General features: G+C 68.7%; 21 protein-coding genes. 13 read left to right on the forward strand and 8 right to left on the reverse strand.

Going from position 1 to position 21,963, the window contains the following annotated elements; genetic code table 11:
- On the reverse strand, nt 1-1,389 hold the full coding sequence (locus tag HRV97_RS02535; RefSeq protein WP_174192106.1) for a leucyl aminopeptidase family protein: 1,389 nt from the start codon (nt 1,387-1,389) through the stop codon (nt 1-3).
- 93 nt (nt 1,390-1,482) lie between these two features.
- Here HRV97_RS02535 and trxB point away from each other — a divergent pair, with 93 nt between their 5' ends.
- Nucleotides 1,483-2,451 carry a thioredoxin-disulfide reductase gene (gene trxB / locus HRV97_RS02540; RefSeq protein ID WP_174192107.1) on the forward strand — a complete coding sequence of 323 codons (969 nt, stop codon included), beginning with the start codon at nt 1,483-1,485 and terminating at the stop codon, nt 2,449-2,451.
- A 9-nt stretch (nt 2,452-2,460) separates the two neighbouring features.
- On the opposite strand, the gene HRV97_RS02545 is transcribed toward trxB, so the two are convergent.
- The 3 genes from HRV97_RS02545 to HRV97_RS02555 are packed head-to-tail and all read right to left on the reverse strand — an operon-like array spanning nt 2,461 to nt 4,150.
- Nucleotides 2,461-3,246: a hydrolase 1, exosortase A system-associated gene (locus tag HRV97_RS02545; protein WP_223176547.1), complete on the reverse strand. Its 786-nt coding sequence runs from the start codon at nt 3,244-3,246 to the stop codon at nt 2,461-2,463.
- Nucleotides 3,222-3,821, reverse strand: coding sequence for an alpha/beta hydrolase family protein (locus HRV97_RS02550; protein ID WP_174192108.1), 600 nt, complete (start codon nt 3,819-3,821; stop codon nt 3,222-3,224). Before HRV97_RS02550 ends, HRV97_RS02545 begins: the two co-directional genes overlap by 25 nt.
- Before the next feature lie 56 nt (nt 3,822-3,877).
- Nucleotides 3,878-4,150: a phosphopantetheine-binding protein gene (locus HRV97_RS02555; RefSeq protein ID WP_174192109.1), complete on the reverse strand. Its 273-nt coding sequence runs from the start codon at nt 4,148-4,150 to the stop codon at nt 3,878-3,880.
- Nucleotides 4,151-4,227: 77 nt separating this feature from the next.
- On the opposite strand from HRV97_RS02555, the gene HRV97_RS02560 reads away from it, so the two are divergent.
- The 12 genes from HRV97_RS02560 to HRV97_RS02615 all read left to right on the forward strand — a co-directional run bounded on the left by HRV97_RS02560 (nt 4,228) and on the right by HRV97_RS02615 (nt 19,413).
- The gene (locus tag HRV97_RS02560; protein ID WP_174192110.1) at nt 4,228-5,727 is read left to right on the forward strand and encodes an AMP-binding protein; all 1,500 of its coding nucleotides are present in this window, start codon (nt 4,228-4,230) and stop codon (nt 5,725-5,727) included.
- Nucleotides 5,724-6,953 (forward strand): pyridoxal-dependent decarboxylase, exosortase A system-associated, encoded by a 1,230-nt coding sequence (locus HRV97_RS02565; protein ID WP_174192111.1) that lies wholly within the window; start codon nt 5,724-5,726, stop codon nt 6,951-6,953. The genes HRV97_RS02560 and HRV97_RS02565 overlap by 4 nt, the downstream gene beginning before the upstream one ends.
- 101 nt (nt 6,954-7,054) lie before the next feature.
- Nucleotides 7,055-7,702, forward strand: coding sequence for an XrtA/PEP-CTERM system exopolysaccharide export protein (locus HRV97_RS02570; protein ID WP_174192112.1), 648 nt, complete (start codon nt 7,055-7,057; stop codon nt 7,700-7,702).
- Between the two features lie 10 nt (nt 7,703-7,712).
- A complete protein-coding gene (locus tag HRV97_RS02575) occupies nt 7,713-9,236 on the forward strand; it encodes an XrtA system polysaccharide chain length determinant (RefSeq protein ID WP_174192113.1) in 1,524 nt (507 codons plus the stop codon).
- Entirely contained in the window at nt 9,233-10,225 is a 993-nt protein-coding gene (locus tag HRV97_RS02580; RefSeq protein ID WP_174192114.1) for an AAA family ATPase, read from the forward strand. Before HRV97_RS02575 ends, HRV97_RS02580 begins: the two co-directional genes overlap by 4 nt.
- Before the next feature lie 2 nt (nt 10,226-10,227).
- The gene (locus tag HRV97_RS02585; protein WP_343044411.1) at nt 10,228-11,850 is read left to right on the forward strand and encodes a TonB-dependent receptor; all 1,623 of its coding nucleotides are present in this window, start codon (nt 10,228-10,230) and stop codon (nt 11,848-11,850) included.
- Nucleotides 11,851-11,862: 12 nt separating this feature from the next.
- Nucleotides 11,863-12,915: an ExeA family protein gene (locus HRV97_RS02590; RefSeq protein WP_174192115.1), complete on the forward strand. Its 1,053-nt coding sequence runs from the start codon at nt 11,863-11,865 to the stop codon at nt 12,913-12,915.
- Nucleotides 12,916-12,944: 29 nt separating this feature from the next.
- The gene (locus tag HRV97_RS02595; protein ID WP_174192645.1) at nt 12,945-13,763 is read left to right on the forward strand and encodes an XrtA system polysaccharide deacetylase; all 819 of its coding nucleotides are present in this window, start codon (nt 12,945-12,947) and stop codon (nt 13,761-13,763) included.
- Nucleotides 13,760-14,806: a FemAB family XrtA/PEP-CTERM system-associated protein gene (locus HRV97_RS02600; RefSeq protein ID WP_425505715.1), complete on the forward strand. Its 1,047-nt coding sequence runs from the start codon at nt 13,760-13,762 to the stop codon at nt 14,804-14,806. Before HRV97_RS02595 ends, HRV97_RS02600 begins: the two co-directional genes overlap by 4 nt.
- Before the next feature lie 4 nt (nt 14,807-14,810).
- Nucleotides 14,811-15,980, forward strand: coding sequence for a TIGR03087 family PEP-CTERM/XrtA system glycosyltransferase (locus HRV97_RS02605; protein WP_174192117.1), 1,170 nt, complete (start codon nt 14,811-14,813; stop codon nt 15,978-15,980).
- Nucleotides 15,977-17,521 carry an exosortase A gene (xrtA, locus tag HRV97_RS02610; RefSeq protein ID WP_174192118.1) on the forward strand — a complete coding sequence of 515 codons (1,545 nt, stop codon included), beginning with the start codon at nt 15,977-15,979 and terminating at the stop codon, nt 17,519-17,521. Before HRV97_RS02605 ends, xrtA begins: the two co-directional genes overlap by 4 nt.
- The gene (locus HRV97_RS02615) at nt 17,521-19,413 is read left to right on the forward strand and encodes an XrtA/PEP-CTERM system amidotransferase (protein ID WP_174192119.1); all 1,893 of its coding nucleotides are present in this window, start codon (nt 17,521-17,523) and stop codon (nt 19,411-19,413) included. Before xrtA ends, HRV97_RS02615 begins: the two co-directional genes overlap by 1 nt.
- A 7-nt stretch (nt 19,414-19,420) precedes the next feature.
- Here HRV97_RS02615 and HRV97_RS02620 read toward each other — a convergent pair whose 3' ends face one another.
- The 4 genes from HRV97_RS02620 to HRV97_RS02635 form a co-directional block, all read right to left on the reverse strand.
- A complete protein-coding gene (locus tag HRV97_RS02620; protein ID WP_174192120.1) occupies nt 19,421-19,948 on the reverse strand; it encodes a DUF4337 family protein in 528 nt (175 codons plus the stop codon).
- 56 nt (nt 19,949-20,004) lie between these two features.
- A complete protein-coding gene (locus tag HRV97_RS02625; protein WP_174192121.1) occupies nt 20,005-20,190 on the reverse strand; it encodes a hypothetical protein in 186 nt (61 codons plus the stop codon).
- Between the two features lies 1 nt (nt 20,191).
- Nucleotides 20,192-20,635, reverse strand: a complete 444-nt coding sequence (locus HRV97_RS02630) for an MAPEG family protein (protein ID WP_246248484.1) — start codon at nt 20,633-20,635, stop codon at nt 20,192-20,194.
- Between the two features lie 155 nt (nt 20,636-20,790).
- Complete coding sequence (locus HRV97_RS02635; RefSeq protein WP_174192122.1) at nt 20,791-21,870, reverse strand: 1,9-bis(guanidino)-5-aza-nonane synthase; 1,080 nt, start codon at nt 21,868-21,870, stop codon at nt 20,791-20,793.
- Nucleotides 21,871-21,963 lie beyond the last annotated feature (93 nt).

The raw sequence follows: 21,963 nt of genomic DNA on the forward strand, positions 1-21,963 counted from the left end.
TCAGGTGGGGTAGCGGCGCCGCAGCAGTTCGAAGGCGGCGCGCAGGCCGTATGCCTCGCCGCCCTTCGGGCGCCCCGGCTTCGCGGCGGGGCGCCACGCGAACGTGTCGAGGTGCGCCCAGGGCGTATCGGCCGCGACGAAGCGACGCAGGAACAGCGCGGCGGTGACGGCGCCCGCGAACCCGCCGTCGGGCGCGTTGACCATGTCGGCGACGTCGGACGCGAGCATGGCGTCGTAGCCGTCCCATAGCGGCAATCGCCACAGCGGGTCCTTGATCGCGTCGCCGGCGGCGAACAGATCGGCGGCGAGCGCGTCGTCGTTGACGAAGGTAGCGGGCAGGTCGGGGCCGAGCGCGACGCGTGCGGCACCGGTCAGCGTCGCGAAGTCGATGATGAGTTGGGGGTCGCTCTCGCCCGCCTTCGTCAGCGCGTCCGCTAAGATCAGGCGGCCTTCGGCGTCGGTGTTGGTGTTCTCGACCGTCACGCCCTTGCGCGTCGCCAGCACGTCGCCGGGGCGGAAGGCGTCGGCGGAAATCGCATTTTCCACTGCCGGGATCAGCAGGTGGAGGCGGATCGGCAGGCCAGCCTGCATGACCAGGCTGGCGAGCGCGAGCGCGTGCGCGGCGCCTCCCATGTCCTTCTTCATCAGCCGCATGCCGGCCGACGGCTTGATGTCGAGCCCGCCCGAATCGAAGCACACGCCCTTGCCGACGATCGCGACGCGGGGGTGGCTGGTGTCGCCCCATTCGAGTTCGATCAGGCGCGGTGCACGGTGGTCAGCGGCGGCGCGGCCGACCGCGTGGATCATCGGGTAACCGGTCTTGAGCGCGTCGCCGCTGGTGACCGCGAGCGTGGCGGAGTGGCGGTCAGCGAGCGCGGCGGCCTCGGCCTGCAACTCGGCAGGGCCCATGTCGCTGGCGCCGGTATCGACGAGGTCGCGCACCCAGGCGGTAGCGCGCGCGAGGCGCACGGTCTGCTCGATCCCGGCATGATCGTCGGTCAGCAGGACGCGGTGCGGCACGGGCTCGCCCGTGCGGTAGCGAGTAAAGCGGTGCTGCGCGAGCAGCCAGCCGAGCCCGGCCGCGCCGACCGGTGCGTTGCCGACGAGGCGGTAGGTGCCCTCGGGCAGGCCGTCGCCGAGCGAGGCGATGCGCCATGGCGAGTCGAGGCTCTCGTTGCAGACCAGCAGCATCGACCAGTCATCCGCCTCGTCGCCGGGCAGCACCGCGCGGTTGCGTGCCTTGCCGACGACGCGATTGGCGGCGAGCGCGGCGCGGGTGCGCGGGTTCTGTTCGGCCGCCCATGCCTCGTAGCGGTCGGGGTGGACGACGTGGATGTCGCGCGCGGGCTGGCCCCGGTCGGGCTGAAGCAGGAAGGTGAAGTCGGTCATGCGCGCGACCAAAGCAGGACTTGGGAATGGGCGCAACGAAGCTGTCGCGGCATGCAGTTTCCAAGCCGCGCCGCGCGCCCTACATCGCGAAGCATGACGACACATTCGACTCGCATGCTCGTGCTCGGCTCGGGCCCGGCCGGGCTGACCGCCGCCATCTACGCCGCGCGCGCCGGCATGAAGCCGATCGTGGTGCAGGGCATCCAGCCCGGCGGCCAGCTGACCACCACCACCGATGTCGAGAATTATCCCGGCTTCGCCGACGTGATCCAGGGTCCGTGGCTGATGGAGCAGATGCAGAAACAGGCCGAGCACGTCGGCACGCGGATGATGTGGGACACGATCGTGAAGGTCGATCTCGACAGCCGGCCGTTCCGGCTGACCGGTGACGGCGGCGACGTGTACGAGGGGGAGGTGCTGGTGATCGCGACGGGCGCGCAGGCGAAATGGCTCGGCCTCGACAGCGAGGAGGCGATGAAGGGCAAGGGCGTCAGCGCGTGCGCGACGTGCGACGGCTTCTTTTACCGCGGCAAGAAGGTGGCGGTGATCGGCGGCGGCAACACCGCGGTCGAGGAGGCGCTGTACCTGACCAATCATTCGGACGACGTGACGCTGATCCATCGTCGCGACACGCTTCGCGCCGAGCGCATCCTGCAGGAGCGGCTGCACGCGCACCCGTCGATCAAGGTGCTGTGGAACAAGGAAGTGCGCGAGTTCGTCGACGGCGGCGGCAATGCGGGGCTGGTCGCGCTCGAGTTGGAGGACACGCAGACCGGCGAGCATTCGCGGATCGCGGTCGATGGAGGCTTCGTTGCGATCGGGCATCATCCGGCGACCGAGCTGTTCCGCGGTCACCTCGCACTCGACGACGACGGCTATATCGCGGTCGAGACCGGCACCACCAAGACGAGCGTGCCCGGCGTGTTCGCGTGCGGCGACGTGATGGACAAGTCGTACCGGCAGGCGGTGACCGCGGCGGGAACCGGCTGCATGGCCGCGCTCGACGCCGAGCGGTTCCTGGCGGCGGTAGAGTTCGAGGAATTCAAGGAAGCGGCGGAGTAACCCTGCCGCTTATTCCGCCAGCCAGCGCGTGACGATGTCGGCAAGCGCCTGCTTGTCGGCGGCGCGCGCGAAGCTGTGCGAGGACGTGTCGATTGTCAGTGTCTGTAGGGTATGAGCGCGCGCGGCGTCGGTGAAGGCGCGGGCGGTGTTGTCGTCGCGAGCGAGTAGGACGGTCGCGTCGTTGCCCCAGGCTGCGATAGCCTGTGTCACCCGGGTGGCGAGCGTGCTCGGTTGCGACGGGGTGCGCGCGATCTTCATCAAGCCTTTGATCGCCTTGCCGATGTCGATCCCGCCGCTGAGCAGGCGGCGCCACTCCGCCGGGTCGCGTAGCTGCTGCGCGTAGCCGGCGCGGATCGCGGTGGCAGGGGGCAGATCGTCGGTCGGCTCGATCGTCCACGGGTTGGCGAGCAGCACGCGATTGATCCCTGCGCTGCGTCCTTCGAGCGCGAGCAGGGTCGCAGCGTCGCAATTGCCGAAGGCGTGTAGCCGGTTCACGTGCGGGGCGAGGCGGCGGAAGGCCGCGACCGCGGCGTGCAGATCGGCGCTAGCGTGTGCGAAGCCGCGATTGTCGCCGTCCGAATCGCCGACGCCGCGGCGATCGTAGCGGAAAACTGGCGTGCCGCGCGCGGCGAGTGCCTGCGCCAGCATCGCCATGCCACGGTGCGCGCCGTGGCGGACCTCGTTGCCGCCGGAGACGATCAGCAGACCGGTGGCGTGCTCGCCTTCGTCGAGCGTGGCGGCGAGCGTGGCGCCATCGCAGTCGAAGGTGGTCAGCCGGCGCACGTGGTCAGCCATGCGGCAACATCGTTTGCAAGCAGTGCGGCAAGCGAGCTGTCGGTCGGCGGTTCGCTGGCGCGCCACGGCGCCGCGCCCGGAAGCCGGACGTCGGCCGGACGCGGATCGCTGTCCATCCGGAGCACGCGCAAAGGTGCGGTGATCGTCGGCTCGGCACCGTGGAGCTGCGCGAGCAGCGCGTCCGACAGGTCGTTGCCGGCATAGTCCTCATCGTGGCCTAGCTCGCGCAGACGCGTCAGCTCGCGCTTCAGTTCGTGCCCGGTCATGGGTGACCAATAGTAGCGGCTCGCCGCCGCAATCTCCGTATCGACCAGCGCGCCGGCACGGACCGCGAGCACGTGAATCGGTTGCGGCAGGTGCTCGGCAGCGGCCGTGGCGGCGGTGCGCCACGCGACCAGATCGGCCTCGTCGGTCGGAACCAGGCTCTCCCCCTGCCCGGGCAGATCGGGCAGCGCCACCGACCAGCCGGCGTCCGCGAGCCGGCGGAGTGCGCCGCTTAGGATCGCGCGCGTACGATTGGCTTCCTCGAACAAGGCAGGCAGCGCGAGGATCGTCGGGCCGGTGTCGGGGCCCATGCGCAGCATCGCCTCGCGGCCGCCGCGCCAGTGATAGTCGACGAAGCGAAGCCCGCTCAGTTGAGAATCTTCGTGGCGGCGAACGTGGTCAGCGCGCCGAAGGTTTCGAGCATCTCGCCGTCGACCTCGTCGTCCTCGATCACGATGCCGAGCCGATCCTCGAGTTCGGTCAGCACGCCCGCGACCGCCATCGAGTCGAGTTCGGGCAGCGAGCCGAACAGTCCGGTATCGGGCGTAAAGGCGGCGACGCGTTCGGGCGAAAGGCTCAGCACGTCGCTCAAGACCGCGCGGATCGTCTTCTCGATCTCGTTGGTGCCTTCCGGAATCACGCTTCTCTCCCGTTCTTTGCTGCGGTGCGATAGGCGCGGGGGGTGAAATGCGCAACGGGCGCGCTATGGAGGGCGTCATGGTGCCGCTCGACCGCCACGCCCGACCGATCGACCACGTGCTGCGCGGTGCGGTTGACGCGCCCGCGCTGATCGACCGTGCGGGAACGATGACCTACGCCGAAGCCGGGATGACGGTGGCGGAGCTCGCGGGGTGGTTGCGCGCGCAGGTGGCGGAGCCTGGCGCACGCGTCGCGACCTGGCTGCCGAAAACGCGCACGGCGTGCCTGATGCCGCTCGCCGCCGCGCGCGCGGGATTGGTGCACGTACCGATCAATCCGGCGCTGAAGCGCGCGCAGGTCGCGCACATCCTGTCCGACAGCGCGGCGGTGCTGCTGCTGACGCAGGAGGCGCGCGCGGCGACGCTGGAGCCGAGCGACGTGGCCGGCGGTGTCGCGGTGCATGTCGCGGCGGGCACGGGCGAGCCGCTGCCGCCGTCGGATGCCGATCCGGACGCGTTGGCGGCGATCCTCTATACGTCCGGATCGACCGGGCGGCCCAAAGGCGTAATGCTGAGTCACGCGAACCTGTGGCTCGGTGCGGTGTCGGTGGCGCATTATCTCAGGGTAGAGCCCTACGATCGTGTGCTTGGCGTCCTGCCGCTGTCGTTCGATTACGGGCAGAACCAACTGTTCTCGACCTGGATCGCGGGGGCGGCGGTGGCGCCGCTCGACTATCTGACCGCGCGCGACGTGGTGAAGGCGGTCGAGCGGGTGGGGGCAACGACGCTCGCGGGCGTGCCGCCGCTCTGGACGCAAGTGCTGGAGGCGGACTGGCCGGCCGAGACGGCGACGCGGTTGCGGCGGTTGACCAACTCGGGCGGCGCGCTGACCCCGGCGATCGTGCGTGCGCTGCGATCGCGCTTTCCCGGCGCTGACCTGTACCCCATGTACGGACTGACCGAGGCGTTTCGTTCGACCTATCTGCCGCCCGCGCTGGTGGATGAGCATCCGGACTCGATCGGGCGCGCGATCCCGTATGCCGAGGTGATGGTGGTGCGCGCTGATGGCGGCGCGGCCGTGGCGGGTGAGGCGGGCGAGTTGGTCCATGCCGGGCCGCTGGTGGCTAAAGGATACTGGCGCGATGCCGAGCGAACGGCGCTGCGGTTCCGGCCGGCGCCGACGTTCTCGCGCGAGGGCGGGATGGCGGTGTGGTCGGGCGATACGGTGGTCGCGGATGCCGACGGCCTGTTGCGCTTCGTCGGGCGCGACGACGAGATGATCAAGACCTCGGGCAACCGCGTCAGTCCGCAGGAGGTGGAGGAAGCGGTAACTGCGGGCGACGAAGTGCGGGAGGCGGTGGCGATCGGCGTCGCCGACGCGCGGATGGGGCAGCGGATCGTGGTGGTGGCGAGGGGCGAGGCCGCAGCGGAAGCGGCATTGCGCGCGCGACTGAAACGCGACCTGCCGACCTATATGCAGCCGGCCGAGATCATGTGGCGCGACGAGCTGCCGCGCAATGCCAACGGCAAGCTCGACCGGGCAAGGATCGCCGCCGAGGTGAGGAGTGCGACGACGTGAAGCCGATCGGACCGATCCCGCCTGCCTTTGCCGATCAGCGGGGCATGCTGCGCATTGCCGGGCGCTCCGCGGAGGAATGGGTGGCGGCTTATGGCTCGCCCGTGTTCGTGTATGATTTCAGCGGGATCGCGGCGCAGGTGGCGCGCTTTCGTGCCACGATGCCGGCGGGCGTGCGGCTGCATTACGCGGTCAAGGCCAACCCGTACGCGCCGCTGGTGCGCGGCATCGCGCCGCTGGTCGATGGGCTCGACGTTGCATCGGCGGGTGAGTTGGCGGAGGTGCTGGCGTTCAAGCCGGGGCACGCGACCAGTTTCGCGGGGCCGGGCAAGCGCGACGTCGAGCTGGAAGCGGCGGTGCGTGCGGGCGTGACGCTGAACGTCGAGTCGGAGAACGAAGTGCGGCGCGCGATCGTGATCGGTGAGCGACTGGGCATCGCACCCCGGCTGGCGGTGCGAGTGAACCCGGACCTGGAGTTGCGCGGGTCGGGGATGAAGATGGGTGGCCGCGCGTCGCCGTTCGGGGTCGATGCCGAGCGTGTGCCGGCGCTGGTGCGCGCGATCGTGGCGGACGGGGCCGAGTGGCGCGGGTTTCATATCTTTGCGGGCTCGCAGGCGCTCGACACTGACGCGCTGATCGAGACCCAGGCGGCGACGGTCGCGCTGGCCGGACGATTGGCGGAGGAGAGCCGGCACGCACCGCCGATGGTCAATCTGGGCGGCGGGTTCGGGATACCGCATTTCGCGGGCGACACGCCGGTCCATGTGGCGCGGATCGGGACGGCGTTGGCAGAGGCGCTCGACCGGCGCGGCGCGATGCTTGGTGACACGGTGTTCGCGATCGAGTTGGGACGTTGGCTGGTCGGTGAGGCGGGCGTGTATCTGACGCGCGTGGTGGATCGTAAGGAGAGCCGCGGCGAGACCTTCCTGGTGGTCGACGGCGGGTTGCACCATCAACTCGCCGCCAGCGGCAATTTCGGCACGGTTGTGCGGCGCAATTATCCGGTTGCGGTGGCAGGGCGGATGGGGGCAGTGGCGGACGATGCGGTGTCGGTGGTCGGTTGCCTGTGCACGCCGCTGGACCGACTGGCCGACCGCGTCGTTCTGCCGCGCGCCGAGGTGGGCGACGTGATCGCGATCTTTATCGCGGGCGCGTACGGGCTGACGGCGAGCCCTAGTGCCTTTTTGGGACACCCAGCACCTGCCGAGGTGCTGGCGGGTGCTTCCTAAACGCTATCTTCACCTCTCCAACGCATAGCTGACCGCTGGCGCAACCAGCCGGTGGAACGTGAGTCCCGCCGGCCGGGGCACGGGCGCGCACGGAGGTTTGCATGCGTTTGTCGGGTGTTTCGAGAGGTTTGATCGCAGCGTTGATGGCGTCCACGACGCTGACCGCCTGCGGCGGTGGCGGGGCTGCACGTCCCGAGCTGCCGCCCGCGACCTTCGTGGCGAACAAGGAACAGCCGGGCGAGGAATATATCATCGGCCCGCTCGACTCGCTCAGCATCTTCGTGTGGCGCAACCCGGAACTGTCGTCCAAGGTGCAGGTGCGCCCCGACGGCCGCATCACCACGCCGCTGATCAGCGACATGCCCGCGGTCGGCAAGACGCCCGCGATGCTCGCCGCCGACATGAAGCTGGCGCTGGGCGAGTATATCAAGGACCCGATCGTCTCGGTGATCGTGGACAGCTTCTCCGGCACGTTCAGCCAGCAGGTCCGCATCGTCGGCGCGACGCAGAAGCCTGCCAGCCTGCCGTACCGCGCCAACATGACTTTGCTCGACGCGATGATCGCGGTTGGTGGGCTGGGTGAATATGCGGCAGGCAACAAGGCGCGGCTGATCCGCTACGATCGCAAGACGGGCAAGCAGACCGAATATGGGCTGCGGATCAACAAGTTGCTCAAGGACGGCGATGCCAGCGCGAACGTGAAGCTGGAACCCGGCGACGTCATCATCATCCCCGAGAGCATGTTCTGAGGTAACGCTGGTGGGCGGTCTCTTCGAGGAAGCGCGGATCGCGGTGCATGCGATCTGGACGCGGCGCTGGATCGCGCTGGCGGTTGCCTGGGTGGTGTGCATCGCCGGGTGGCTGGTGGTGAGCCAGATCCCCAGCCGCTACGATTCCAAGGCACGCGTGTTCGTGCAGATGCGGTCGGTGCTGCCGGCGGGTGCCGATTCGATGCAGGCCGCGAACGACGACGCGCGCGACATCGACACGGTGCGCCAGACGCTGACCAGCGCGGTGAGCCTGGAAAAGGTCGTGCGCGGCACCGATCTGGCGAAAACCGTGTCGAGCGACCGTGACGTCGCCGACCGCGTCGCAGGTCTGCAGAACGCGATCAAGATTGTCGCGCAGCAGGACAATCTATTCGAGATCACCACGACCTCGTCGAGCCCGAAGCTGGCGTCGTCGATCACGCAGAAGCTGATCGACATCTTCGTCGAGACTAACCTGTCGGCGGATCGATCGCAGAATACGCAGACGCTGTCGTTCCTCGACAACCAGCTCCAGGCGCTCGGCACCAAGTTGCAGGATGCGGAAGCGAAGCGGGCGGCGTTTCAGAACAACTATCTTGGCGCTTTGCCCGGCACCGGCTCCGTTGCCGACCGGATCGGGGCGACGCGCGCGCAATTGAGCCAGATCGATGGTGATCTGGGCGCGGCGCAGTCGAGCATGGCGGCGGTGTCGGGTCAGTTGGCGGCGACGCCGCGCACGGTGCCGGGGGCGGGGATCGCACCCGGCGTCGGACCGGCGCGCGCGCGACTGGCGGCGATCCAGGGACAGCTCATCGATGCGCGCGGGCGCGGCTATACCGAGGGCCACCCCGACGTGATCGCGCTCAAGCAACAGCTCGCCGCGGCACAGGCGGCGGCGCGCGGCGAGCCGATGACCGGCGGCGCAGGCGACGGGATTGCCAACCCGGCTTATGGCTCGTTGCAGGCGATGATGGCGGACAAGCAGGCGACGGTTGCCGCGTTGCAGATGCGCCGGCGGCAGTTGCAGGGCGACCTCGACCAGCTCAATTCAAAGCTGGCGGGCGACCCCGCAGTGGCAGCCGAGCAGGGCGAGATCGACCGCAATTACAATGTGCTGAAAGGTCAGTACGACCAGTTGCTGGCGCAGCGTGAGCAGGTGAGCCTGCGCAGCCAGGCGCAGTCGCAGACCGACGCGGTCAAGTTCAGCGTGATCGATCCGCCGACGGTGCCGCGCACGCCCACCGCGCCCAACCGCCCGCTGTTGCTGACCGGCGTGCTGGTCGCCGGGCTGATCGCCGGGATCGGTGCCGCGTTCGCGCTGGGCCAGTTGCAGGGCACCTTCCCCACCGCGCAGAAGCTGGAGAAGGTTACCGGCATGGCGGTGATCGGATCGATCGGCGAGATGGTGACGCGCCAGCAGACCGACCTGCGCCGTCGCCGGCTGACGTGGCTGGCGGGTGGGTTCGCCGCGCTGGGCGTCGCGTACGTGGCGCTGCTCGGCGTCGAGATGCTCCAGCGGGGACTTGCCGCATGAACCGATACGCCAAACCCACGGCCGAGGAGTCGCTGATCGAGCGCGCGGCCAAGGTGTATGATTTCGGCGCGCACCTGCGCGGTCGCGCGGTGCCGGCCTATCCGGACGCGGGAGCGCAGGCGGACGAGCCGGTCGCGCCGCCGACCGTTGCGCCAATACCGGTGGCGCCGCCGTCACCGACCTTGTCCGCTATTCCGGCGGAGTTTCTGTCGGACACCGACGACGACGGGCTCGACGAGTGGGAAGCGCCCGAGAGCGACCTGGCGCAGATCGACCGCACGATGCTGGCGGAGGCGGGGATGCTCGTCCCCGGTGCGCCAGTCGGCGCGCTCGCCGAGGAGTTCCGTCTGGTCAAGCGACAGTTGCTGCTGACCGCGCGCGAGATCGCGGCCGGGCCGATCGGGGACCGCGCGCGCACGATCATCGTCGGGTCGGGCAAGCCCGGCGAGGGTAAGACGTTCTGCGCGATCAACCTGGCGATCAGCCTGGCGGCGGAGCGCGACGTCGAAATCCTGCTGGTCGACGGCGATTTCGCCAAACCCGACGTGATGAAGCGATTGGGGCTGGAAGACAGCCTGGGTCTGCTCGACATCCTGGCCGATCAGCGGCTCGATCCCGAGAGCTGCGTGGTGCGGACCGACGTGCCGCAACTCTCGTTGTTGCCTGCGGGCAAGCGCACGCATGCCGATACCGAGCTGCTCGCGTCGCATCGCACCGAAGCGGTGCTCGACCGGTTGCTGGCGGCGAACCCGCGCCGGATCATCATCTTTGATACGCCGCCGGCACTCGCCGCCTCGCCCGCCTCCACGCTGGCGCTGCTGGTCGGGCAGGTCATGCTGGTGGTGCGCGCCGACCGCACCACCGAGGCGGACGTGCGCGAGGCGGTCAATCTGCTCGACGGCTGCGAGCACATCCATCTCGTCATCAATTCGGTGTCGTTCGAGCCGGGGCGCGGACGCTTCGGCAGCTATTACGGTCAGGAGAAGTAATCGTGGCCCGGTTTTCCGTGATCCTGGCGGGAGCGCTGACGACGAGCGCGCTCGTCGCGTCGCCCGCCGCCGCGCGGTCGCACTATGTCGCCCCCTATATCGAGGCGACGCAGGCCGTCGCCGCCGATTTGTCGAACGGCGACGACGTGGTGACCTATTCCTCGCTCGCTGCCGGGATCGACGCCGGCGTCAGCACCGGGCGTACCGATGGGCAGATCAGCTACCGCTACGAACGACGGTTCTCCTGGGAGGACGGCAGCGACGATCTGAGCGTTCACAGCGGGCTGGCGCGGGTGACGACGCAGCTGGCGCCGGGCCTGTCGCTCGACGCGGGTGCGCTGGCAACCCGGCAGCGCAGCGACATCCGCGGCGCCGCGCCGGTCAATCTGATCGGCACCACCGACAATCTGACGCAGGTCTATTCACTGTTCGCAGGGCCGAGCGTGCAGACACGCGCGGGGCCGTTCGACGTCAGCGGTGCGTATCAGTTCGGCTACACCAAGGTGGAAGGCGACGCCGACATCACGCTGGCTCCCGGATCGCCGCGCCTCGACGGGTATGACTCGTCGACCAACCATGTCGTACTGGCAAGCGTCGGCGTCCCCGCGAACCGGATCGCGCCGTTCGGCGTGACCGTCAGCGGTGCGTACGAGCGCGAGGACACGAGCCAGCTCGATCAGCAATATGAGGGTTATTACGGTCGCGGCGATGTCACGCTGCCGGTGAGCCGCACGGTGGCGCTGCGCGCGGGTGCGGGGTACGAGCGGATCAAGTCCATGCAGCGCGACCCGCTGCTCGACACGAGCGGGCAGGCCGTGGTCGACAACAACGGCCGCTTCGTCACCGATCCTAATTCACCCGAGCGGATCGCCTATGACACCGACGGTTTGATCTACGACGCGGGTGTGATCTGGCGCCCGTCGCCGCGGCTCGAGCTGCAGGCGACCGCCGGCTATCGCTACGGCGGCGAAACTTACTCTGGCGCCTTGTCGTGGCGGATGTCGGAAGTGTCGGGATTGCAGGTCGTGGTGTACGACGCGATCGAAACGTTCGGGCGTCAGTTGCGCGACGGCATCGCGGGCCTGCCGACCAGTTTCCAGACGCAGCGCGATCCGTTCGGTCAGCTGTTCGGCGGTTGCGTGTTCGGTCGCCCGACCAGCGGCGGGTCGACCAATCCGGCGGGTGGGTGTCTGAACGACGTGTTCCAGTCGATCTCCACCGCCAGCTACCGCGCGCGCGGGATCGACGGCGCGTGGAGCATCGCGCGCGGCCGCACCAGTTGGGGCATCGGTGGCGGCTATGCCAACCGCCGGCTTTATGCGCCCAACGTCGCGGTGGGCACGCAGGTGCTGGGGCTGGAGGATCAGAGCGCCTATGCGCAAGTGTTCTACTCGCGCGCGCTCAGCCGCGTGTCGGCGTTCGACGCCAACCTGTACGGCAATTGGTTCTCCAGCGAGTTGCCGGGCGCGCAGGACGTGTATGGCGGCGGGCTGAACGGCACCTACAGCCACAATTTCGGGCGGCTCGGCACCTCGCTGTCGGCCGGGCTCTACGCGTTCGACCAGGGTGATTTCGACACGCAGGTGTCGGCGCAGGCGCTGCTCGGCGCACGGTACAATTTCTGAACGGATACGGCCATGTACGAGACGTTCTTCGGATTTCACGACCGCCCGTTCCAGTTGACGCCCGACCCGCGTTTCTGGTTCGACACCGCCACGCACAAGAAGGCGATGGCATATTTGGGCTACGGTCTAGCTCAGGGTGAGGGGTTCATCGTCATCACCGGCGATATCGGCGCGGGCAAGACCACGCTGGTCGGGCATCTGATGGACAAGATCGATCCTGCCAACATGACGGTGATCAAGATCGTGTCGACCGCGATCGAAGCGGACGACCTGCTGCGCATTGTCGCGGGCGGGTTGAACATCGATCATGCGGGCAAGAACAAGGCCGAGCTGCTGCTTCTGATCGAGCGCGGGCTGCACGCGGTCGCGCGCACTGGACGGCGGACGCTGCTGATCGTCGACGAGAGCCAGGCGCTGCCGACCTCCGCGCTGGAGGAGTTGCGGATGCTGTCCAACTTCCAGGCGGGCGGGCACGCGTTGTTGCAGATTTTTCTGCTCGGCCAGCCCGAGTTCCGCGAGCGGTTGAACGGCTCGGCTCGGTTGGAGCAATTGCGCCAGCGCGTGATCGCGATCCATCACCTCGACCCGATGGAGCCGGACGAGGTGGCGGACTATGTCGGGCACCGATTGCAGATCGCCGGCTGGACCGGGCGGCCGAACTTCACCGAGGATGCGTTCCCGATCCTGTACCGCGCGAGCGAGGGTGTACCCAGACGCTTGAACCAGTTGATGAGCCGTGTGCTGCTCCACGCGGCCGTCAGCGAGATCGAGATGATCGACGCCAAGGTGGTGCGCGCGGTGGTCAACGACCAGCGGCGCGAGATGCCGGCGGTGCCGAGCACGCCGGCTGCTGCGGCACCCGAACGACCTGCGGCGGCGAACGCGAATGACGCGGAAGCGGACATGACGCCCGCACCGGCCGCGTCGTTCGACGAGGCGCGGATCGCAGCGTTGGAGGCGCGGATTGACGAGCAGGACGCGGCGCTCCGGCGGATGCTGACGCTGCTGATCGACTGGGTCGAACGCGACGAGGTGCGCGATGCGCCGATGCGCGGGGTCGCCTAACCGTGGAAAAGGCGCGCGTTCTGAACGGCATGTCGGTCGATGTGGAGGAATGGTTTCAGGTCGGCGCGTTTGAAGGGACGATCAACAAGGCCGATTGGGACGGGCTGGAGAGCCGCGTGGCCGACAGCACCGCGCGCGTGCTCGACCTGTTTGCGGAATCAAACACCAAGGCGACGTTCTTCACGCTCGGCTGGGTTGCGGCGCGTCACGGCGCGTTGATGCGGCGGATCGTGGACGAGGGGCATGAGATCGCGAGCCACGGCTGGGACCACCAGCGCGTGTTCACGATGAATGCAGCGGCGTTCCGTGCCGACCTGCGGCAGGCGCAAACCGCGCTGGAGGATGCGACGGGCGCGCGGGTGAGCGGCTATCGTGCGCCGAGTTTCTCGATCGACCAGCGGACGCCGTGGGCACATCCGGTGCTGGCGGAGGAAGGCTATCGCTATTCCTCCAGCGTCGCGCCGGTACGCCACGACCATTACGGCTGGCGCGAGAGTCCGCGCTTTGCATGGAAGCCGTTGCGTGACGCCGGACTGGTCGAGGTGCCGGTGACGGTGGGCGAGGCGGCGGGGCGGCGGTTCGCGACCGGGGGCGGGTTCTTCCGCCTGTTGCCCGCGGCGATCACCGATTTCGCGATGCGGCAGGTCAATGCGGCGGCGCAGCCCGGCATGTTCTATTTTCATCCGTGGGAGGTCGATCCCGGCCAGCCGCGCGTCGCAGGCGCGCCGCTCCGGTCGAAACTGCGGCATTATAGCCGGCAGGGGGCGATGACGGGCAAGTTGCGCGGGTTGCTGGGGCGGCACGCCTGGGGCCGGGTCGATGCCGTGGTGGAGCGGTTGGCGGCGTGACGATGCCGTTGCTCGTCCGACCGGTTGGGGTGCGCGAGGCTGCGGCGAGCGATCGCCCGCAGATTGCCGACTTCGTGCGCACGCACCCGGATGCGACGCCGTTTCATCAGCTCGAATGGGGCGAGGCAGTGACGGCGGCGTGCGGGCAGCGAGCGCACGTGCTGTTGGCCGAACATGGCGACGGACGCCTCGCCGGCATGTTGCCGCTGACCGAGATGAGGTCGCCGTTGTTCGGGCGCGCGCTGGTGTCGCATGGCTTCGCGGTCAATGGCGGAATCCTGGGCGAGACATGCGCGGTCGAGCCGCTCGCATCCGCGGCGCGCGACCTGGCGAAGCGGCTCGGATGTCCCTCGATCGAGCTACGTGGTGGCGCGCATCCGGCAGGCTGGGTGGTGGATGACGGCAGCTATGTCGGCTTCGCACGACCGCTGGCCGCCAGTGACGATGCCGAGTTGCTCGCGATCCCGCGCAAGCAGCGTGCCGAAGTGCGCAAGGCGCTGGCGAACGATTTGACCGTGGAGGTCGGGCGCGACGCTGCGGCGCTCGCCGATCATTACCGTGTTTATGCCGAGTCGGTGCGCAATCTGGGCACTCCGGTGTTCCCGCGCGCGCTGTTCCGTGAGGTAATGGCGCGGATGGATGCCGACGTGCTGACGGTGCGCCACGCGGGCGTGCCGGTGGCGAGCGTGCTGAGCTTGTACTGGCGCGGCACGGTTTATCCATATTGGGGCGGGGGGACGGAAGGCGCGCGTGCGCTGCGTGCCAACGACCGGATGTATTTCGCGCTGATGGCGCATGCGCGAACACGCGGGTGTACGCGCTTCGATTTTGGACGCTCGAAGGTCGGCACCGGTCCGGCGGCGTTCAAGAAGAATTGGGGCTTCGAGGGCCGGCCGCTGTCCTACGCATCGTGGAGCGAGGGGGAGCGCCGTGAGGTCAATCCGCTCAACCCCAAATACGCAATGATGGTGCGGACTTGGGCCAAGCTGCCGCTGCCGGTCGCCAACATGGTAGGGCCGTGGATCAGCCGCGGGTTGGGCTGAGGCGATGGATATCCTGTTCCTCGCGCACCGCGTGCCGTCTCCGCCCGATCGCGGCGACAAGATCAGGAGCTTCCACGTCCTGCGCCATTTGGCGGCACGCGCGCGGGTGCATCTGGTGGCCTTCGCCGATGACCCCCGCGACCTGACGCCGCCGCCCGAATTTCGCGAGATGCTGGGCGAATGTGTGGTGGTGGAGCGGACCAAGCCGCGATGGCGGGCGGGTGTCGAGGCGCTGGCGAGCGGACGGCCGCTGTCGCTTGCGGCGTTCGACGATGCGCGCGTGCACGCGGCCGTGGCGCGCATCGTGCGCGAGCAGGGGATCGACCGGGTCTACGCCTTTTCGGGGCAGATGGCGCAGTACCTGCCGGCTGGCGTGCCCGCGGTGATGGATTTCGTCGACGCGGACTCGGCCAAGTTCGCGGCCTTCGCCGAGGATGCGGGCGGCGCGTCGCGCTGGATGTATCGTCGCGAGGCACGGCTGCTCGGCGCGTACGAGCGCGCGGTCACCCGGCACGTCGAGGCGAGCCTGTTCGTCAGCGTGGAGGAAGCTGCGCTGGTGCCGGGTGCGCGCGCGCTGGAAAACGGGATTGACACTGGCGTCTTCGATCCGGCCGCCGCTTTCGTGCCTGTGATTGGGCAGGGGCGGCTGATCGTGTTTACCGGCCAAATGGATTACAAGCCGAACGTCGACGCGGTTGTCGCGTTCGTGCGCGAGGTTCTGCCACGGGTGCGCGAGGCTCACCCCGAGGTGCGCTTCGCGATCGTCGGGCGCGCGCCGGTGCGCGAGGTGCGCGCACTGGCGAGCGCGGCGGTGATCGTGACCGGGGAGGTGCCCGACGTGCGCGGCTGGCTCGCCGCCGCCGACGTGGTCGTTGCGCCGCTGGGGCTGGCGCGTGGCATCCAGAATAAGGTGCTGGAAGCAATGGCGATGGCGCGGCCGGTGGTCGCCTCGCCCGCCGCGGCCGAGGGGATCGACCATGCGGAAATGATCCGCGTCGCGGCGGGTGCCGGGATGGGCGAGGCCGTGACCCGGCTGCTGGACGACGCGGAGGAGGCCCGCCTGCTGGGACAGGCGGCGCGGGCGCGGGTGCGCGCGCGTTATGCCTGGGACGCCTGCCTGGCCCCGCTCGATGCGATGATGGGCCTCGACGCGCCCGCATTAGCCGCCGCGTGACGATCGCCGTGCCCCGGCGCGCCTTCGCGGTGGGTGCGTGGACGAGGCATCTCGTCGTGCTGGCGCTTGCCGCCGCGGCGTTGCTGCTGATCTTCGCCGGCGAGGTGCGCGACGTGGTTCATCTGTGGTGGACCAGCACGACGTTCGGCCACTGTCTGTTCATCGCTCCGGTCGTTGGCTGGCTGGTCTGGGCACGAAGCGGCGAACTGGCGCAATTGCAGCCGGTCGCCTGGGCGCCGGGATTGCTCGTCGTCGCTGGTGGCGGGGTGGGGTGGATGCTGGGCGAGGTCGCGGGCGTCGCGCTCGCGCGGCAGCTAGGCCTCGTACTGATGCTGGACGGCGCCGTGGTCACGACGCTGGGGCCGAATGTCGCGCGCGGGCTGCTGTTTCCGCTCGGCTACGCCTTCTTCATGGTACCGTTCGGGCAGGAGTTGGAGCCGCCGTTGCAGGACGTGACGGTCGCGATCACGATGCCGCTGCTTCACCTGTTCGGCGTGCCCGCGGTCGTCGACGGCGTGCTGATCCACGCCGGACGCTATTATTTCGAGGTCGCCGAGGCGTGCTCGGGTGCGAAGTTCGTCATCTCGATGGTGGCGTTCGGGGTGCTGGTCGCCAACCAATGCTTCACCGCGTGGCGACGGCGCGCGCTGTTCATGGGCGTGTGCGTCGTCGTGCCGGTGATCGCCAACGGGGTGCGCGCGTTCGGGACGATCTACGCCGCGCATCTGACCAGCGTCGAGGCGGCGACGGGGTTCGACCATATCGTCTATGGCTGGGTGTTCTTCGCGGTCGTGATGGCGGGGGTGATGGCGATCGCGTGGCGCTGGTTCGACCGTTCGCCCGATGATCCGGCGTTCGATCCGGCGCGGCTCCAGACAAGACCCCGGCTGACGCTGGAAGTGGTGGTCGCGGGCGTGCTGGTCGTGGCAGGCGCGGGCGTGTTTCCGGCGAGCGCGGCGGCGATCATGGCGCGCACCGCATCGCTGCCGGCGCATATCGCCTTGCCCGAGGTCGCCGGCTGGCGCCGCGTCGACCTTGATCCGCGCGCTGCGTGGTCGTCTTACCATCCGGGCGCCGATCACTTCCTGCTCGGCCGCTACGCCGATCCGGCGGGCGATGCCGTTGATGTCAGCGTCGCGGTGTTCGCGCGCCAGGAGGAAGGGCGCGAGCTGGTCTCCTACGGCACCGGCGTGCTGCGCGAGGACGATCGCTGGGTGCGCGTCGCCGACCTGGCCCAAATCGAGGGTGGCCGCGCGATGCGGATCGTCGCCGATGCCGCCCCAGGCACGGGCGGCGGAGAGGTGGAGCGCGTCGTCGCGACATGGTACCGCGTCGGTGACACGGTGACCGGGGACGACAAACAGGTGAAGCTCGCGACGGTGAAGATGCGGCTGTTCGGCGCGCCGGAGCCCGCAATCGCGCTGCACCTGTCGGCGGTCGCGGCACCGGGGCACGATCCGCGCACGGCGATCGAGCGCTTCCTGGCTAGCCTGGGCGATCCGGGTGCCGCCATGCTGCGGATCGCCGAGAGCCCGCGCTAATGTGCGGCATCGCGGGGCTGTTCTATCCCGCCACGCCCAAGCCGGTCGATCCGGCGCGACTGCGCGCGATGGCGGATGCGATCGCGCACCGCGGGCCGGATGGCGCGGGGGTGTGGACCGCGCCCGGTGTCGGCTTCGCGCACCGCCGACTGTCGATCATCGACCTCGAAGGATCGCCGCAGCCGATGGCGACCGCGGACGCGCGGCTGACGATCGTGTTCAACGGCGAGATCTACAATTATCGCGAGCTGCGCGAGGAGTTACAGCGGCGCGGCGCGGTGTTCGCGACTGACGGGGATACCGAGGTGCTGCTGCACGGCTATGCCGCCTGGGGGGCGGCGATGCTCCAGCGGCTGAACGGCATGTTCGCGTTCGCGATTTACGACGCGGCGACGCAGACGCTATTCCTCGCGCGCGACCGCATGGGGGTAAAGCCGCTTCACTGGGCCGAGCTGTCGGACGGGGCGATCGCGTTCGGGTCGGAGCTGAAGGCGTTGCTCGCGCATCCGCTGCTCAGGCGAAAGCCCGACGTGCGCGCGGTGGAGGATTACCTTGCCTACGGCTACGTGCCCGACGACGCGTGCCTGGTGTCGGGCGTCAACAAGCTCGCGGCCGGGCATTACATGCTGATCGAGCGCGGCAAGGGCGCGGCGAAGCCCCGGCAATGGTGGGACGTGTCGTTCGCCAATCGCGCGCGCGGATCGGCGGCGGCGCTTGGGGAGGAATTGCTTGCGCGGATGCGCGACGGCGTGCGCTCGCGCATGGTCGCCGATGTGCCGCTCGGCGCGTTCCTATCGGGCGGGGTCGACAGCTCCGCGGTCGTCGCGCTGATGGCGGAGGCGAGCCGGGCGGCGGTCAAGACCTGCACGATCGGCTTCGACGAGGCCGGGCACGACGAGCGCAGCCACGCCGCCGCGGTCGCTGAGCGGTTCGCGACCGACCACCACGTCCGCGTCGTGCGATCGGACGATTTTGGATTGATCGACACGCTGGTCGCCGCGTTCGACGAGCCGTTCGCCGATGCCTCCGCGCTCGCCACCTACCAGGTCGCAGCACTGGCGCGCGAGCACGTGACGGTGGCCTTGTCGGGTGACGGCGCGGACGAGGCGATGGCGGGCTATCGCCGCTATCGTTTTCAGGCGGCGGAGGAGCGGGTGCGCGGACTGCTGCCGCCCGACCTGCGACGGCGGGTGTTCGGGACGTTAGGGCGCGCCTATCCCAAGGCGGACTGGGCCCCGCGACCCTTGCGCGCCAAGACGACGCTGCTGGCGCTCGCCGACGATGGGGCGGAAGCCTATGCGCGCTCGGTTGGGGTGACGACGCCCGCGCTACGCCGCGCGCTGTTCAGCGACACGGCTCGGCGCGCGCTCGCCGGGCACCGTGCCCAGGACCGCTATGTCGCGGCGATGCGCGACGCGCCCGCGCGCGACGCGATCGACCGCGCGCAATATGCCGATATGAAGATCTGGCTGCCCGGCGACATTCTGAACAAGAGCGACCGCACCAGCATGGCGGTCGGGCTGGAGGCGCGCGAGCCGTTGCTCGACCACCGGCTGGTCGAGTTCGCCGCGACGCTGCCGCAGGCGATGCGGTTGCGCGGGGGCGAGGGCAAGTGGCTAATGAAGCGGTCGCTCGAACGCTATCTGCCGCGCGACATCCTCTACCGGCCCAAGATGGGGTTCGTGACCCCGGTCAGCGCGTGGTTCCGCGGCGCACTCGCGGGTGAGGCGGCGGGGTTGGCGCGCTCGCGCGTGCTCGGCGACAGCGGCTGGTTCGACATGGGCGAGATCGCGCGAGTCGCCGAGGCGCATCGCAGCGGGCGCGAGGAGCACGGGCGGACATTGTGGCAGTTCGTGATGCTGGAGCGCAGCCTCAAGCGGCTGTTCGCCTAGCCGAGCGCTAACCCAGCAGTGTGCTGAGCACGTCGGGGTGGAAGCCCCAGTCGGCGAATCCGCACAGCGACAGGAACAGCCCGAACGCGCCGAACACCCAGGCGGCGGCGAGCACCCACGGTGCCTCGACCAGCGCCGCCACCGCCGCGACCGAGATCGCGGTCGAGAGCGCCGCCTCGCTCGCATCGAATTGATCGTCGTGGATGTTGAGCGCGTCGTACTGCGCCTCATATTCTTGCGCTTGCGCCTTTAGCTGCGGCGTCTCGGCCCGGTAGCGCGCGAGGTCGGCCGCGAATGGCGTAACGGGCGCTGTGCCGCCCACGGCCGCGACCTCGATCACGCGCGCCTTGACGCGGGTGGCCTGATATTCGTTCCAGCGATCAACGCTGCGCGCCTGCGCCTGCTCCATCGCCTGGACGATGTTGCCGTCCTTGATGTTGCCCAGCCCCATCGCGACCGACAGCACGACGACGGTGATCGCGACACCGCGGTTGAGCCGCTTGTCCTTTGCTTCGGCGCTGACTTCGATCTCCATGCGCCAGGATATGCGCGCACTGGGATGACCGCGCCAATTAACTCGCGGTCATGATCTCAGCGCAGCTTGGCGATGGACAGGCCGTCGGCCTTGGCGCGGTCCTTGGTCGATTCTTCCGATCGCTTGAGCGCCTTGGCGATCGCTTTCAGCGCCATGCCCTTCTTCGCCAGCGTGTGGAGTTTCTGTATCTCGTCCGTGGTCCAGGGTTGGCGGTGCCGCTCGAACGTTTCGCCTTTTGCCATGTCAGAATACCGCCAAGCCTGCGTGGAGCGTCAACGCCGCCAGCACCAGCGACGACGCGATGAAGAGGTAGAAGCGCACGGAGACGCGGTTCACGGTCGCCTGCCAGATGCTGTGCGCGATGCGTAAGCCGACGTAAGCCCAGGCGAGTGAAACGTTGGCGCCGTAACCGGTGCCGGTCAGCACGATCACGCCCGACACCGCGTAGAACAGCACGGGTTGTTCGAGCAGATGGTTGTAATTGTGCGCCTTCCACTGCGCCTCGGCGGGAAGCGAACGGTCGGCGTCCGCGGCCTTGCTGCCCACCAGCGTGGACAGCTTGACGCCGGCGCGCGCCATCGCGGGCAGGCGGGTGGCGATCGTCCAGCCGAGCATGACCAGGGTCCACGCGATCAGCACGACGACCGGCTGGAGCATGGCGTGCGTGGTGGCGGGGCTCGGGTCCATGTCGCGACGCTAGTGCAGGCACCGGCGTCGCGAAAGGGGACTTATCCGTAGGGCCACATCACGGGGACTAGCCCCGTGACGTCGGACGCGGGGCTGGGCCCCGCGCCGGCCGGCCTTTCGCGGTTTCGCGAGTAGCGTGGCTACTCGCGTGCCGCTCAGGCGAACAGTTTCGCCCAGCCGCGCTTGGCGCGGTCCTTCCAGTGACCCCGGTGGTAGGCGTCGCTGGCGAGCAGCGGCATCACCGAGCCGGCCTCGGCGAAGACCATCTGCTCGATGCCGGTGTTGACCTTGCCCCAGCTCGCTGCCTCCTGCAGCGTCGAGGACGAGCAGGCGCCGTCGCGCACGTCGGCGACGGTGATCTGCACCGCGTATTTGTGGACTTCGACGTCCTCGTGGCCGAGGATCTCGGCGCAGACGACGGTGTCCTGGATGAAGTTCTTCGGCACGCCGCCGCCGATCATGAGGAGACCGGTGGTGCCCGCCTCGATCTTGATCTGCGTGAGCTCGCGGAAGTCGGCGATCGCGTCGAGCACCATGTAGGGACGGCCTTCCTTCGCCGCGTCGACCTGATGCTTGACGAGGCCGAACCCTGCGGACGAGTCGACGAACGCCGGGCAGAAGATCGGCACGTCATGCTCGTAGGCGAGTTTGACGAGGCTGTTGTCCTTCTTGCCGTGCTCGACGAGATATTTGCCCATCTCGCGGATGAACGCGCGGCTCGAATAGGGCTTCGGCTCCAGGCTTTCCGCGATCTTGTTGATCGTGAAGTCGCAGTCCTGCAGCTGCTGCTCGTCGATGTAGGTGTCGTAGATGCGGTCGATGTAGAGCGAGCGCAGCGTGTCGTCGTCGGGCACCTCGAGCGCCTGGTAATGCTTGTGACCCAGGCCCTCGAAGAAATCCATGTCGACGATCGTCGCGCCGGTAGCGACGATCACGTCGACCATCTTGTTGCGCACCAGCTCGGCATACAGGTCCATGCAGCCGCCCGCCGAGGTCGAGCCGGCGATGACGAGCACGACCGTGCAATCCTTGTCGGCGAGCATGTCGTTGTAGATCTTGGTCGCGCGGCCGAGATCGCGGCTGGTGAAGCTCATGTCGCTCATCGCGTCAACGATCGGGCGCGCGTCGAAGCTTTTGATGTCGATGTGCTTGACCTGCTTCGACAGCAGTTCAGCCTTACGGGTGTCGTTGATTGGCGCGTTGGCGCCTGCAGTCTTGGTGAGGGTGTCAGTCATGGGATGCTCCCGCATGATCGGCGCGGCGTCGTTCAAAGGGGACGCGCAAACCCGTAGCAACGGCGACGCTGATGTGCGTCGCCGTTCAACCGT

It is taken from the genome of Sphingomonas hominis (assembly GCF_013328205.1).
In the GTDB taxonomy this organism is placed as follows: domain Bacteria; phylum Pseudomonadota; class Alphaproteobacteria; order Sphingomonadales; family Sphingomonadaceae; genus Sphingomonas; species Sphingomonas hominis.